Source organism: Alkalibacterium iburiense, assembly GCF_039521845.1.
GTDB lineage: Bacteria > Bacillota > Bacilli > Lactobacillales > Carnobacteriaceae_A > Alkalibacterium > Alkalibacterium iburiense.
On sequence record NZ_BAAACW010000038.1, the window covers coordinates 292 to 14,532 of the forward strand.

Sequence of the window (14,241 nt, forward strand, 5' to 3'; positions counted from 1 at the left end):
TAAAATGGTTCGCCACTATGGGTTGTATTCTCGTCGAATTAAGACGCTCATGAAAGAAGTGGTGAAACAATTTCAACGTGAAGCCCAACGCGTGTTGATTAATGCGAAGAAAATGATTAAACCGGTAGGTTGGCGGGAGCGACGCATAGAATCATTTGGAGAAGATCCTTTGGAATGTTCGGAATGTGGCAATGTGATGGAGTTCCGAGGGATAGCTGTGCTCAAAAAAGGGCACCTAACCCTTCAATTTGCGAACGATGTACTTGCCAAAAAATATATTAATCGGGAGATTGAAATCATTGAGTCGGAAACGTATAAATGTAAGAAAAAAGAAGCAACGCGAAAAGCTATTAAAAAATATCGGTTCAACTGGGACCAACGCGAAAAAGAAATCAACGAACGCTATAGAGTTCATTTGTCGAACATGTAAAGAAAGAGAAGAGATTCCGAAAGAGATAGTCAAACATTTCGATAGTATGGATGGTGGAGATCCGATGGATCCCCCAAGATTTAGTTGTGAACGATGTGGAAATGAAATGGTACCTGTTTATTATAAGAGTGTTCACGGTATTATCTATGATTATTCAGAACTCAAAAAGTAAAGGCTACGCACTATCCCAAAAAGGGCGAAGGCGTAGCCGAAGCTTTTTTTATTTCTGAACTTTTCTTGCAACTGCTATAAACCATTACCAACCATTACCATTTCCATTACTACTGGAAAAAGGGTAATGGTTTTATTTTTAGTGATATTTTTTATATACAGATGAATTAAGTCAACCATTAATCTCATATTCACTACAGGTTATCTCAATCGTATTATTCATTGGATCTAAGACTGGAAAACTCCAGTAACCAACCCATTGTGGCACGCTATGGTATGTCTTGACCCTTTCCTTTTGCAATCTAGCAATGACTTGATTGTACTCATTCGATTCAAATGCTATTGACCAACTCGTCCTAGGTGCCACCCCACCTTTCCATCCAGGTTGGATGGAAAACAAAGGAGAAGCTTTCTTAAAGTCTTTGTGGTATTGAATGGATAACTGATGGTTGTTTATATTAAAAGCAATATCGTCTTCTTCATCCCATATAAGCTCTAATGCTAATATTTCTGAATAAAATTTTTTCGTCTCACTCATATTATTTGTGAATAGATACGTAAATCCTAGATTAGCCATTTTATATTCCCTTCTCCCTTTTTATGAACTACTTAATATTTATATAAAGTATCGGAGACTTAATCACGTAACAATAATTGAGCTCTCTTTTAACTATTATTATTAATTCTCCATAAACTTCGCAAACTTATCTGCGGTATCTTTCTTTTCTTCTTTAGTAACGTGAGCGTAGATATTCATTGTTGTTTGAATATCTGTGTGTCCTAGGCGAGCCTGAACATCTTTTATTGAAGCTCCCATAGAGAAGAGGATACTACAATGGGTGTGTCGCAACCCATGAACAGTAATTCTTTTAAGAACATTACGTTTTTGGACATTCCTCATGCGTTCATTAGGTACATTAATTGAGTAGAAATTGTTTCTAGTATTTGAAAAGACAAGCTGATCAGGTGAATTGGTATTAAAACCGAGTTTCAGCATGAATTGAGCCTGATACATCTTCCATTGCTTCAAGAGCTTCATAGAGTCATTATCCATATCAATAATTCTTCTACCGTTCACTGTCTTAGTAGGTTGCATGATAATCTTGTTATTTAAGCCTCTAGAGAGCGTTTTGTTAATGTTAAGGGTAGAAGTATCAAAGTCGATATCAGACCATTTAAGAGCTAATATTTCCGATTTTCGAGCACCGCTATACGATAATATCCTAAAGTACGTATATCCGTTTACATCTAAATTTTCAACCATTGTATCTTTAGTTATATTCAAATTTAAATTTTGTTTTAGAACGGTGTCTATACATTCAAAGTATTTCTAATAATAACACAGTTTATTGATATGCAACAATTATTACAGCGGTTACCTCTTGTAGACTGTAGATGTAACAAAAATACAAATGCGGAGGATTTATAGAAATGGACAAAAATATAGCAAATGACATAAATGGAAAATTAATTTTTTTACTGGAAGACCATGGTGTAACATTTCATGATTCTAATATGGCTTTAGACTCTTTAGATACTTTTCACGAAAAAGCAGACGCTTTGTTAGTCGCGCATAACTGTGAGATACCAGAAGCAGCGCATGATATTACTGGCTTGCAGCCGAAATTAAATATGCTGATTCAAGGGCATGGAGCGGAATTTGATGATTCGAATTTAGATCCCAATAGTATAGATACTGTCCTTCAAAAACTTGAGATTCTACAAGATGAACATGGTGCATAAAAGAAAAAGAGTCGCTATCTTAACGGATAGTGATTTTTTTATTCGAATGTTTAAATGAATGTAAAAGATTGATATAAATCAATTCGCAAACAAAATATTCGGTCTATACTAACTGTGTAATCAAAACATTCAGAGTAATGACTAAAAAAATAAAGGAGAGAGAAGATGACGACGATAACGTTTCAATTAGAAAAATTGACCTGTCCATCTTGTATGCAAAAAATCATAGACAATGTAAATGAATTAACGGGGATAGAAACAATAAAAATTTTATTTGATAGAAGCAAAGCAAGAGTAGTATTTGAAGACAATAAAATATCAGAAGAAATTCTTCATAAGATTGAAGAGATTGGATATTCAGCAAAGAAAATATAATAACGTATGAAAGTTGATTGGGGTCAATTTTAAATGAAAAAGCGCAGGGTATACTGGAGTCAACAAGTACAAACTAGGAGGAGAAAGAAATGGGTTTTCAGCAAAAAATATTAAGCAGTAAAAATAAAATCACACTTATCTCAGGAATTTTAATCGTTATAGGATTTATCGCACATTTTGGTTTTAGTAACGCAGCCGTTTTTAATACAACATTTATTATCGCATCTATCTTAGGGGTGGCACCAATTGCCATTCAAGCTTACCAAGCGTTAAAGGTCAAGGTTATATCAATTGATGTTTTAGTTACAATCGCTGTTATCGGTGCTTTCTTGATTCAAAACTATGAAGAATCTGCAATTGTAACGTTCTTATTCTTATTCGGTAGCTGGTTAGAGGCTCGCACATTGAACTCTACTCGTTCAGCGATTAAAGAATTGACAGAAATGGCACCAGAAGTAGCTTTTAAACAAATGGAAAATGGTGAATTTGAAGAAGTTGATGTATGGGATGTTGACGAAGGCGATATCCTACAAGTCCGTACAGGTGGAAAAGTTCCAGTTGATTGTAGAAAAGCAAAATAATCCAGCCAGTAAATGTCACTTTATTCCGGCAGTTTTATTTAAGAAAATGAGGCAATTAAGCGACAGAATCTGTTTATTCCAGCACGTTTGTCAGTTTAGACCAGCGGATTGTCTTCTACAATAGTTACTAAAAAAAGTCCGAAGAGCATTGGGAGCGTATGCTCCTTTCTCTTCGGACTTTCTTTCTGTTTTCCATTAAAATGAGACATCCTGATCTTCCATAAATCCATTGGATTCAAAAGACGACGGAACTCTTTCTTCCTGCTGTATGGCTGTTTCAATTAATTGCTTGGTCTGTGAATAGGAAAACAAATACGCTTCCTCGCTGGAAATTTTATACGCCTGAACGAGTTGTTGGATATAAAGTTTCAATGTGGGAGAATACGTTTGTTCAAAATAACAGGTTTCGATCTCTTGCCATATTTCCTGTTCTTCCATTAGACACGATCCTTATACCGATCAAAATAAGATTTCGGCCGTTGCCGATTCAATTAAAGACAGGGTGATTTGAACCTGTTGCTGTTTTACACCTATTTCTAAAACCTTTGTTGTTAAAAGATCCAACCGCCTTAAACTACCTTGGGCATGGCTGATTAAGGACGTGAGTGCGTTCTCATCAAAGATACGAAGACTGCCTTCGGCACTCTTGAGTTTTGCCTCCACGTATTGTCTCGCTTCATCTTGCTGAATACCCGTACAGTGATAAATAGAAATAACCCGTTGCCTTAAGGCCTCTAAGGACGCATACCGTAATTTATCCAGCAGACTGGCAGTGCCAATAAGTAAGACCACTGTGTTTGAGACCGTATCTCGTTGAAAATTCAATAAAAGAAGCAGTTCTTCAAAGATGTCCATTGACAAAAATTGGGCTTCATCCAGGACAATGACTGGCGTGATACGCTGACTCTCTAATTGGCGAATGCGTTCCTGTATGTTGCGAAAATTGACGACCTTTTTGTGGCTCGGTTCCAGTCCCAGTTCAATGGCTAATTCCTGATAAAAATCACGACTGGATAACCGTGTCTCCTTGATTTCACAACAGGTATACAGATTCGTATTTAAGCCGTTAAGAAAGTGATGAACGATACGGCTTTTCCCTACGCCAGAGGCTCCTGTATAGAGACCGATACCCTTTTGAGAGACCACTTGGTCTAAACGGGCGTGCATCTCCAGGTAATCCGTACTTTTAAAGGTATAAGGGTGGTCTTTTGTGAACGGATTGGTGGTTAATCCGTAATAAGAAAAGGCTGACTGACTCATTTGATTCCTCCTTCTGTCATCCGATACTGCTTGCGCTTGATCTGGCTGTTGCTGATTTTATCGACCGGTTCAACCGGGTGAAGCTGATCTTTTTCATAGAGGTAAAAGCGGCTCAGATCTGTCGTGTATTTGAGGGTCACTCGCTGACCAATGTACGCATAACCGACTTCGATTTCTTTTCCCTTCAGTTTGACAATCCCGGTTTTATCCACCCTGTATTCCTTCGTATGCAAGAAAGCCTGCTCGATGGCTTCTTCACTCTTTCGACGAATATGCATCTGGTCTTCTCTAAACCGCTGCCAGGGACTCTGGCCTAAAGACCGGTGGTCTTTTATGTTCTTCTGCCTGATATAGTCAGTGAGGGAGTCGTTGAAAGCGGTCAAGGACTCAAATTCTTTATAGTCGATGGCCGGCATCCAGTCATCCTTTAAGGTACGAAAGGTCCGTTCGATTTTTGCTTTTGATGCACCTGAACGTACACGTGCATGGATTAAGTCAATGCCTAGTTGGGCAAGAATAAGGGCTAATTGCTTGTTTTTATAGGGAGACCCGTTATCGACGAAGATTTTCTTAGGTAAGCCATACCGTTTCATCGCCTGCTTCAACACCTCCTGCACATGGATAGCCGTGTCTTCTAAAAATAGACCCTGTCCGACAATCAGGCGACTGGCATCATCAATGGCCGCAATGATATACAGCCTTTTCGGATTTTTCCCCTTTTCATCATACAAATAAGGCCCATAGGACGTGTCGATCTGCCACATATCATTGGCATGAGCCATTTCAAATGACCGTCGGTCTTCTGGTGATCGCCAGCGATACTGTTCATTTTGTTGACGCATGAACCGTTGAACCGTGGATAAAGAAACCGTCTGCGGGTTGAGTTCACCGTTTTCGCTCAAATAATGATACAGATTCGTCACTGTTCGACGAGGACGTTCTTCTTTTAAGGCAATCAGGCGCTGTTTTTGATCATCTGTCAGCCTTTTCGTACTGGTCTCTGTGCGTACTTTTGGTTTTAAGCCATCAAACCCATACTTGCGATACAAATAGACCCAGTCACGAATACCCCCAGGCTTTACTCGCCACTCACTTCCATCGACTCGTTTTAAGGGCTCTTGACTAAGGCGTTCGTAGTACGCTTGTTGGCTGGCATCAGGAAAATCCTTGTTTAAGATGGGCGCAATCACTTGAAACTTCGCTAATGCCACTTCTTCACGCTGTTTTTCATTCATTTCTTTGTCTTCCTCTCTTATATAGACTACTGCCACCTTACTACAGTCGTCTGCTTTCCAGCAGAGGTAAAAGTCGGTGAAATGAGAAAAAGAATCGATGATGGATCAGCGTGCTGTGAGAACTTGCATGAAGGCATACCCATAGCTTTCTTTATAGCTCTGTAAAAATACCGGATACTCTTCCAATGGAAGGTGACCCATTAACGCCTGCAGCCCTACCTCATGCCATTTCTTGTACTGCGTCCGCCAATACCGGATCAGTTTTGTGGATAGGGCCGTTCGATTTGACACACTCCTCACGGATTGGGTAACGTCCAGGGCGAGACAAATAAGGCCGACAACATAGCGTTTATGGGGAATGACATAATCCGGAAGGATCCGTGATAGACAAGAACAGTTAGCGCAACGTACGCGAGCGATCTGTAATGTAAATGAGTAGGTGTGATTAAGGTATACTTCTCTTGAACATACATCATAAAAGACGATGGCTGTATGATTACATTTGGGGCAGCTGGGATGCATAGATAAGAAATCATTGAAGAAACGGTCGTAGGCCGTTTGAAGACCTTGATAAAAACGGGTACTGCCTAAGTGCGACAAGGCGAGAAGAAAGTCTTTATTATTTGGGGAGAGTAAGGTATAATTCATTATGTATTGGTGAGAGAGAAAAGAAGACAGGGGAGCGTGAACTCCAATGCTGTCGCCTTTTCTCTCTTTCTTTCTGTCAGATTTGTATACGTTTCCTTATTTTACCTTTGCTGGAGACATTTGACAAGAAAAAAAGCAATGTGATCCAGCAGTGTATTCACGTCTGCTGGATCACATTGCCTTTTTTCGCCTCTTTTTTATCGGTATAGAATGCTTTTCTACAGTTGATGGAACGGTTGTTATTGGTGAAGGTCACATTAACGAAGCATCAATCACTGGTGAAGCGGATCCGGTTCGAAAAGAAACAGATTCAGAAGTCTTCGCAGGTACAATTTTAGAAAATGGAACCCTACAAATTCGTGCAGACCGTGTAGGAGAAGATACAACTTTCGGTAAAATTATTGAGCTTGTTGAAGAAGCTCAAGATTCAAAATCAGAAGCTGAACGCTTTATTGACCAGTTCTCGCAGTGGTATACACCAGCCGTCTTAGTCTTAGCGTTTATCGTGTGGATTTTTAGTCAAAATGTCGAGTTGGCCATTACAATACTAGTACTCGGATGCCCAGGTGCATTAGTCATTGGAGTACCTGTTTCTAACGTAGCAGGCATCGGAAATGGTGCAAAAAATGGTGTATTATTAAAAGGTTCAGAAGTAATTCAAGACTTTAGTAAAGTTGATACGATTCTATTTGATAAAACAGGAACTCTAACTGTAGGTAACCCAGAAGTTGCCGAATTTAAAACCTATGGGGATGCAGATCAAGCACTAAGCTATCTGGCAAGTGTCGAGAATGAATCGGATCACCCACTCGCAAAAGCGGTTCTTTCACAGTTAGGCGATATTGAAATGTATCCAGTAGATGAAACAAACGTTGTAAAAGGTGGAGGAATCGTCGCAGAAGTCGATGGCCACCGCGTTGCAATAGGAAACGTAGCTTTAATGGAAAAAGAAAATATCCAATTAACAAAAGAAGCTCGTGAAGATTTTGAAGCCTACGAAAAACGTGGAAACTCATTAGTTATTACAGCAGTCGATGGTGAGTTGAAAGCTCTAATGGGGATTCGTGACCAAATTCGCCCAGGGATTAAACAAGATTTACAAGCGATGAAAGCTTTAGGTGTTAAAAACTTAATCGTACTATCAGGAGATAACCAAGGTACTGTTGATTTAGTCGCTGAAGAATTAGGATTAACAGAAGCCCATGGAAACTTACTGCCAGAAGATAAGGCAGACTACCTCAAAGAACTCCAAGCTCAGGGTCAAATTGTCGCATTCGTTGGTGATGGAGTAAACGATAGTCCTTCATTAGCCCTTGCGGATATTGGAATCGCAATGGGTAGCGGAACAGACGTCGCTATTGAAACTTCTGATGTCGTTTTAATGAACTCAAATATGAGCCGCTTGCCTCACGCTTTAGGCTTAACTAAAGCAACCGCCAATAATATGAAACAAAATATTGTCATTGCAGTAGGTACTGTACTTGTTCTTCTAGCAGCCGTTTTCTTCTCAGACTGGATGAACATGTCAATCGGTATGTTAGTACACGAAGGAAGTATCTTAGTCGTTATCTTAAACGGTATGAGACTATTGCGCTACAGACTCAAAGGAACTGATGTAGAAACGGCGAACGCAAAAGAGGTTCATGCATAAAAAATACAATAAAAACTAAATAGATTACGGTAGAATTTCCAATATAATATAGTCGAACAAATTTCAGAAACAATTAGGAGATTAATACTAATTCTTGATCTACATCAATTCAATCTATCTAGTCTTCGATTAGAATAGATGCATAAGAGGTAAGAAATGAAAATATTGAAATACAAAATACCTCGTTAAATTGATGTAGATTAAGATTAAAAGCTTGAATAGCTAATATACTATAGATGTCAATAAGGTAAATCGAATGAATAAATAACAAATAAAAATTCAAAGGAGAATGTATCATGCAAAAAGCAAATATTCAATTAGAAACGTTAACTTGTCCATCATGTCTACAAAAAATCGAAAATGGTGTTGGTAACTTAAACGGTGTGGATAAAGACAGCTTGAAAGTGATGTTCAATGCAAGCCGTGTAAAAGTAAACTTCGACGACACTGTATCAATTGAAGACATAGAAAAAGCTATCCAAGACTTAGGTTATGGCGTAAAAAGATCGCGTGTAAAAACCGCGTAGTTTTACTAAAAAAATCAAAAAAATAATGGAGGAATGAATCATGTCAGAAAAAACACCACAAGAAAGATTAAAAGAAGAACAAGAATATAAAGATCATGTGCATCATACGAAAATAAATGCAGCAGCCATTACAGACCATCTTTTAGGGAATATTCACACACTACATGTGAAGTTACATCAGTATCATTGGTATGTAAAGGGACCTCACTTCTTTACTTTACATGAAAAATTTGAGGAACTATATGATGATAATGAAAAATGGTTTGACCGTTTAGCTGAACAACTGCTAGCTTCAGGATATAAACCAGCTTCTACAACCAAAGAGCTTGTCGAGTATTCTATGCTATCAGAAGATCCAGTAGATAAATATATAAAAGCCGAAGAAATGGTTGACAATATCATCGATGATTTCAGAGAAACTCGTGAATTAACGATTCGTGCCATTCACTTGGCGCAAGAAGAAGAGAATGTTGTCTTTGAGGATACGCTAATTGAATTTAAAGATGACTTAGATACAAAAATCTGGATGTTGCAAGCCTTTTTAGGAAAAGAAGCCCTAGAAGATGATGATTACCACGATGAAGAGGAAGACTAATACAATATAGATGAAAAGGAACAAGTAACTGCGAATTTACAAAGTACAGTTGCGTGTTCCTTTTTTGTTTGTCAAATTGTTTCTATAATAGATGGTATTGATGGGCTAATTTTGATTAATTGACACCATTTTTGCTTTTGAAATGAAAAAAGATCAATGAACGCCTATGATTTAGTTACCAAACAAACCATGAGAAATTCACATGACTCATTTACAGTTAATACGAAAAACACTCGGATTTGTTCTGTAATAGATTACTGAAAATAGGTACAAAACACAACGGATTGATAGTAAAGAGAAGTGTTTAGGAAACCAGCACTGATATGGGGCTAATTTCAGATAATGCATTATCTGCTTCCGATGGAGTGATTATAAACAGTAAACCATCGCATCTAGAGCTTATGAGTACAATAAAATATACTAAATTCTTTAACGAAAAAACTCTTAGAGTGGGTTATCATTTTAAAAGTTTAGGAACACTTTTTACTCATGATAATAATAAATCTAGTGAGGCTGCGAATGAAAACATACTTCAATATGCAAGTGATTTACTACCCTTTAGTAGTAGTATTTATGAGGATAGTGAGATTAGAGGAATGAAGAGTTTAAATGAAGTGAATAATTTTGAAGACTATGAAAGATTACTGATTGAGCTGATTTCGTATTTAAATATAAATATGAATCTAAATCTGGAGTATACTTTCAGTTTGAATCCAAGAACATATGAAATGCTGGAAAAAATGTCTAAATACAATGGTTATGCTAATATATCCGAATTTTTAGATATATGGATACAAGCTTTTAATATTGAGAAGTTTTAACAAAATTTCTTAATATTGAAGAACCTCAAACAGAACAGCATTTTAATTTTTTTGGTGCTACTAAATTATTCAAAGTACAATGAATTTTTAAGGTATCTAGAGGACTTGAACAATTTTAACTTAGAATTTATTATAAGTGCACGTAATGAGTTATGCTCTTAATGAGTAACGTAAAAGCCCGCCACTGTCCGTAGGTGAGGCTTTTTTAGTGAAAGTTTTAATATAAGTCATTACTAATGTATAATGATATTAACTTATAAAAATATAGAGGTGATTAAATGCATAAAATTGATCTTCATCTTCATACTCAAAATTTAAAAAGTGGAGATGGTAATCGTAGAAAAATATCCTCCGAAAACTTTGGAAGGAAAATGTATGAAAATAACGTCAGCATATGCTCTATAACTAATCATAATAAATTTGATCTAAATGAATATAATGAAATTATAGATTTATATCCTGATTTAACTGTATTTCCTGGCATAGAATTAGATGTTAAGTTTGACGGGAATCAAACTAAACACATAATTCTTATAGCGAATTCAACAGTGAAAAATACATTTTCTGATGTATTTAATGAAGAAAATCGAGAATACGATTCCTTTAAAATCAAATATGATGATTTTATATCAAAAATTAAAAAATTCGACCCTAAAGACTTAATCATTATTCCTCATTATTATTACAAAGAAAAAGAAAGAGGACTTACTTCTCAACAAACAGCAAAATTAAGAGATGATTGTAAAGAATACATAATAATTTTAGAACCAAATGATTTAAGGTGTATTTTGCAAGAAAAAATTCCATAATAATGCAGAAAGTTTTTCCATAACTTTGCAGCACCCTATTTAATTAATTTTTCAACTGCGATAGTGCATTCGTATACCTGTAGCTCGTGCCCGCAAAAGAAAAGATGTGGGCATGATGAATCAAACGATCGACCAATGCTCCTGTAAGCCGAGGATCTTGGAATATTTTGTTCCATGAACTGAATTCTAAATTTGTTGTGACGATAAGACTTCTTTCCTCATAGAAATCTGAAATGAGATGAAAAAGTAATTCAGCCCCTTCTTTATCAATGGGCAAGTAACCTAATTCATCAAGAATAAGTAGGTCACATGAAAGAATACTTTTACGTGCTCGGGCTAGCGTCCCTTTCTGGGACGCCTTTTGCAGTTTATCTACAAGATCCATGACACGGTAGAACTGAACGTCCTTGCCGTTCATACAAGCTTCTATGCCTAAAGCAGTGGCTAATGTTGTTTTTCCTGTTCCCGGCGTCCCTACAAAGACAAGATTTTCTCTATGGTGAATAAAGTCTAACGCCTCTAGTTCTTCTCGCGAAATAGACGTTGGAATACCGATTTGGTTGTGCCACTCGTATTCATCTAATCGTTTATGTGTTCGGAACCCTGCTTTTTTAAGTAAGCGATTAGCTTTAGCTATCTCCCGTTCACGCTGTTCATAAGTTAGACATTGAAGTAGCTCATTATAAAAATCCTCTGATCCGTTTTCCTGTATGACGTAGTCATACACATGAGCTAATCGCATTCGTTTGCATAATTGTTTCAATTCACTTTCCATCAATGAGCCACCACCTTCGGTGATAAGGCATCATAAAGAGATAAAGAAGAGGCGGAGTCATCTGAAAGTGTATGTAGACTTTTAAGAACGATGTCTTCAAACTTTTCTTCAATCTCAATTAAATCAAATTCTTGAAGTAGTTCAAGTAGTTGGGTGATCCGTTTTATTCTTTCTTTTAAATCCGTCTCCAATAAATAGCTTTTAATTTTCGGTGGAATAAGTTTCTTGTATTTCGAATGATTCAATACCCGCGGCTTCTTTCGGTAGGTCTGAAAGACATACGACCAATCAACGGGTTGAGAGTCATTTATATAAGGGCGAACACCTTCATATAAAATTTCACCCATTCGATTCAGGCACTTGAATGTGTCCCATTTTAATTGAAGAGTTAAGCGGTGATTCCGACCAGCTCTAGGAATATGAATCGATTGTCCATCTAAACGTATCTCCCCATATTTATTGGTCTTATAATCTTCGTATCTGAAAATTGGAAACGAAGTTTCAGGCAGCGAAAGCATATGCATTCGATCTTCTTCCCACAGCTCACTAATCAAAAGATGTTCCTGATAATGCCTACGGTGGCTGTCTTCATCTAGTTCATGATTGATCCAATCTTCAAACGAAAGGTAAGACTCAAATTCAGGAATACGATCAAAGAAATTATAGCGAATGTACCCCACTTTATTTTCTACTGATCCTTTCTCATGACCAGAAAAGGGATTACACGCAATCGGTTCAAAACCGTAATGAGTTGAGAAGTGCTTCAATTCATCTGTAAAAACAGTTTCTTCACCTCGCCCTCTTGAGCGAACGACACCCGCTGCTAGATTATCTATACGAAGTGTGCGAGGGACAACGCCCATTCGTTCAAAAATGCGCTTCAAACCTTCAAGGAAACATTCTTTGTTCTCCCGTGGGAGAGCCGCAACGTATGAGCGATTTGAATAAGGCGGAACCAAGACAAGTAACTTAATATTTTTCAGTTTTCCATTTTCACAAACCCGATAATTTCCAAAGTCTAACTGTGCTTCTCCAGGCGGATGTTCCAATCGTTCATAAGCTTTATTTTTTTGTACTTCTTCATGAGTATCTGCTATATACTGGCATACCAAGCGATAGCTACCAGGGAAATCATAGTCTTCCTTAAGAATTTTATGAATCGCCTTTTTTTGACGTCGATCTTTTTTCTTTTCCTTACTGTCTTCAAATAATAACGCATCGACAATTTCGCCGTATGTTTGATCCCCAACACCTTTGGTGTACATCATGCCACGCTTCACCGCCTTCTTTTCCTTAGGCAACACGTCTCCATCTGCATATTTTTTTACAGTACTCCAATCGTATCCGGTTAGAATAGCAATTTTATTTAAAGAATAGTCTTCTTCATTTCTCAATTTTCTGATATGATTAATTTGGTCCATTGTGAGCATCCTTTCTCACGCCTTTCTGAAGTTTTTGGTCAAACTCCATTTTAGGCGATTGGTATGGGTGCTTGCAATGGGCTTTTTTATTTTGCCCGAGTTATGGATTTTTTTCTGCACTATTCATGACTTTTATTTTGCCATATACATAAGGACTATGGGTATTATTAATGGACATAATGACTTGGCCCTTTTTGGTAGTGATGTTAAATCTTGGTCCAAATATCCAGAAAAAGAACTGCCCGAAATTAAATTCCATATTGATTCATTTGATAAGTTTTACAGATTAGCGTCTGAACCTCACCTCTTCATTAAAAACTTATTATACAATTCCTTTTCTTATGAAATAAAAGAGAGTAGCAATCAATCAAAGTTTAAAGATTTAAAAAGTCCCATCAAAATTTATAATGATATTAATATTATTTTTGGAGAAAAAGGATCGGGTAAAACTAAATTGATAGAAAACTATATAGTTCCTGCTCTTAATAAAGAAGGTCAGAATATCTATTTCTACGAAGCTAAAAAATACGAGGATATCTACAAGAAATTAATAAATGATGTTTCTGAAAATATTACGATTTCAGCTGAAATAAAAGATAGAATTAAATTGAACTTCGAAAAGATAATCAATTACCAAGAAAGCAATCCTAGTAATTTTATTAATATGTATATTGAGCTACATAAAGAAGAACAAAGAAACGTAAGCGCTTTAAGAATTAAAAAAAGAGAAGCATCATTTTCTCCTACAGAGTCATTAATTCATGGGAAAGAAGTAATTAAAGAAATAGATAGAATATTTGACAGTATTAATAAAGTTAAGAATATTAATGAAAATACTAACAGAGATGATTCGTAAGCGATGAATAGCTGAGTACCTACAAATAAAAATCGGACACCTCTATAATGAGAAGTGTCCGAAGCGTATAATATGCTGAATGTCTAGCGACATTCCATCTGCACCTTTGGATTCCATGGCAAATAAGCCTCCAAAGGTGTATTTTGTCGATTTGGAAGGTAAGTTAAGAGGTAGTCCAGATATTTTCGTGGATGTAATCCGTTGGATTTGGCTGTCTCAACGAGACTCAAAATAGTCGCAACGGCATGAGCACCTTCAAAAGATTTCGAAAATAGCCAGTTCTTTCTGTTATGTATCTAAGAACATAACAGAAATTATGTGTTGAAACTTGTTATGTGCTCAA

16 protein-coding genes and 3 pseudogenes are annotated in these 14,241 nt (G+C 36.8%); 9 read left to right on the top strand and 10 right to left on the bottom strand.

What is annotated here, in order from left to right; translation table 11 throughout:
* Positions 1–773 precede the first annotated feature (773 nt).
* On the bottom strand, positions 774–1,178 hold the full coding sequence (locus ABDZ53_RS02990) for a VOC family protein (RefSeq protein ID WP_106193140.1): 405 nt from the start codon (positions 1,176–1,178) through the stop codon (positions 774–776).
* A gap of 102 nt (positions 1,179–1,280) precedes the next feature.
* Positions 1,281–1,865, bottom strand: a complete 585-nt coding sequence (locus ABDZ53_RS02995; protein WP_343753837.1) for a site-specific integrase — start codon at positions 1,863–1,865, stop codon at positions 1,281–1,283.
* Between the two features lie 167 nt (positions 1,866–2,032).
* Here ABDZ53_RS02995 and ABDZ53_RS03000 point away from each other — a divergent pair, with 167 nt between their 5' ends.
* The 3 genes and pseudogenes from ABDZ53_RS03000 to ABDZ53_RS03010 form a co-directional block, all read left to right on the top strand.
* Complete coding sequence (locus tag ABDZ53_RS03000; RefSeq protein ID WP_343753839.1) at positions 2,033–2,344, top strand: hypothetical protein; 312 nt, start codon at positions 2,033–2,035, stop codon at positions 2,342–2,344.
* 165 nt (positions 2,345–2,509) lie between these two features.
* Positions 2,510–2,719 carry a heavy-metal-associated domain-containing protein gene (locus ABDZ53_RS03005; protein WP_343753841.1) on the top strand — a complete coding sequence of 70 codons (210 nt, stop codon included), beginning with the start codon at positions 2,510–2,512 and terminating at the stop codon, positions 2,717–2,719.
* 89 nt (positions 2,720–2,808) lie between these two features.
* Positions 2,809–3,282: pseudogene (locus tag ABDZ53_RS03010) on the top strand (heavy metal translocating P-type ATPase); the annotation flags it as partial.
* A 213-nt stretch (positions 3,283–3,495) separates the two neighbouring features.
* Here ABDZ53_RS03010 and ABDZ53_RS03015 read toward each other — a convergent pair.
* From ABDZ53_RS03015 to ABDZ53_RS12890, 5 genes and pseudogenes are all read right to left on the bottom strand, one after another.
* On the bottom strand, positions 3,496–3,738 hold the full coding sequence (locus tag ABDZ53_RS03015) for a hypothetical protein (protein ID WP_161879797.1): 243 nt from the start codon (positions 3,736–3,738) through the stop codon (positions 3,496–3,498).
* A 21-nt stretch (positions 3,739–3,759) separates the two neighbouring features.
* A complete protein-coding gene (locus tag ABDZ53_RS03020; protein WP_161879796.1) occupies positions 3,760–4,560 on the bottom strand; it encodes an ExeA family protein in 801 nt (266 codons plus the stop codon).
* Positions 4,557–5,795: a DDE-type integrase/transposase/recombinase gene (locus tag ABDZ53_RS03025; protein WP_343753846.1), complete on the bottom strand. Its 1,239-nt coding sequence runs from the start codon at positions 5,793–5,795 to the stop codon at positions 4,557–4,559. Before ABDZ53_RS03025 ends, ABDZ53_RS03020 begins: the two co-directional genes overlap by 4 nt.
* A gap of 105 nt (positions 5,796–5,900) precedes the next feature.
* Positions 5,901–6,086 carry a hypothetical protein gene (locus ABDZ53_RS03030; RefSeq protein ID WP_161879794.1) on the bottom strand — a complete coding sequence of 62 codons (186 nt, stop codon included), beginning with the start codon at positions 6,084–6,086 and terminating at the stop codon, positions 5,901–5,903.
* Between the two features lie 27 nt (positions 6,087–6,113).
* Positions 6,114–6,443, bottom strand: a pseudogene (locus ABDZ53_RS12890) (DUF6431 domain-containing protein); the annotation flags it as partial.
* A gap of 223 nt (positions 6,444–6,666) precedes the next feature.
* Here ABDZ53_RS12890 and ABDZ53_RS03035 point away from each other — a divergent pair.
* The 5 genes and pseudogenes from ABDZ53_RS03035 to ABDZ53_RS03055 form a co-directional block, all read left to right on the top strand.
* A pseudogene (locus tag ABDZ53_RS03035) lies at positions 6,667–8,094 on the top strand (heavy metal translocating P-type ATPase); the annotation flags it as partial.
* A gap of 296 nt (positions 8,095–8,390) precedes the next feature.
* On the top strand, positions 8,391–8,621 hold the full coding sequence (locus ABDZ53_RS03040; RefSeq protein WP_091482209.1) for a heavy-metal-associated domain-containing protein: 231 nt from the start codon (positions 8,391–8,393) through the stop codon (positions 8,619–8,621).
* A 40-nt stretch (positions 8,622–8,661) separates the two neighbouring features.
* The gene (locus tag ABDZ53_RS03045) at positions 8,662–9,216 is read left to right on the top strand and encodes a Dps family protein (RefSeq protein ID WP_343753849.1); all 555 of its coding nucleotides are present in this window, start codon (positions 8,662–8,664) and stop codon (positions 9,214–9,216) included.
* Positions 9,217–9,539: 323 nt separating this feature from the next.
* Entirely contained in the window at positions 9,540–10,037 is a 498-nt protein-coding gene (locus ABDZ53_RS03050; protein ID WP_343753851.1) for a ParA family protein, read from the top strand.
* 278 nt (positions 10,038–10,315) lie between these two features.
* A complete protein-coding gene (locus tag ABDZ53_RS03055) occupies positions 10,316–10,846 on the top strand; it encodes a PHP domain-containing protein (protein WP_343753853.1) in 531 nt (176 codons plus the stop codon).
* Between the two features lie 43 nt (positions 10,847–10,889).
* Here ABDZ53_RS03055 and istB read toward each other — a convergent pair whose 3' ends face one another.
* Positions 10,890–11,621: an IS21-like element helper ATPase IstB gene (istB, locus tag ABDZ53_RS03060; RefSeq protein WP_343753861.1), complete on the bottom strand. Its 732-nt coding sequence runs from the start codon at positions 11,619–11,621 to the stop codon at positions 10,890–10,892.
* Positions 11,621–13,042: an IS21 family transposase gene (gene istA / locus ABDZ53_RS03065; protein ID WP_343753855.1), complete on the bottom strand. Its 1,422-nt coding sequence runs from the start codon at positions 13,040–13,042 to the stop codon at positions 11,621–11,623. Before istA ends, istB begins: the two co-directional genes overlap by 1 nt.
* A 157-nt stretch (positions 13,043–13,199) precedes the next feature.
* On the opposite strand from istA, the gene ABDZ53_RS03070 reads away from it, so the two are divergent.
* A complete protein-coding gene (locus tag ABDZ53_RS03070; RefSeq protein ID WP_343753857.1) occupies positions 13,200–13,898 on the top strand; it encodes a hypothetical protein in 699 nt (232 codons plus the stop codon).
* A gap of 83 nt (positions 13,899–13,981) precedes the next feature.
* Here ABDZ53_RS03070 and ABDZ53_RS03075 read toward each other — a convergent pair whose 3' ends face one another.
* Positions 13,982–14,128, bottom strand: coding sequence for a transposase domain-containing protein (locus ABDZ53_RS03075; RefSeq protein ID WP_281491804.1), 147 nt, complete (start codon positions 14,126–14,128; stop codon positions 13,982–13,984).
* Positions 14,129–14,241: the final 113 nt, after the last annotated feature.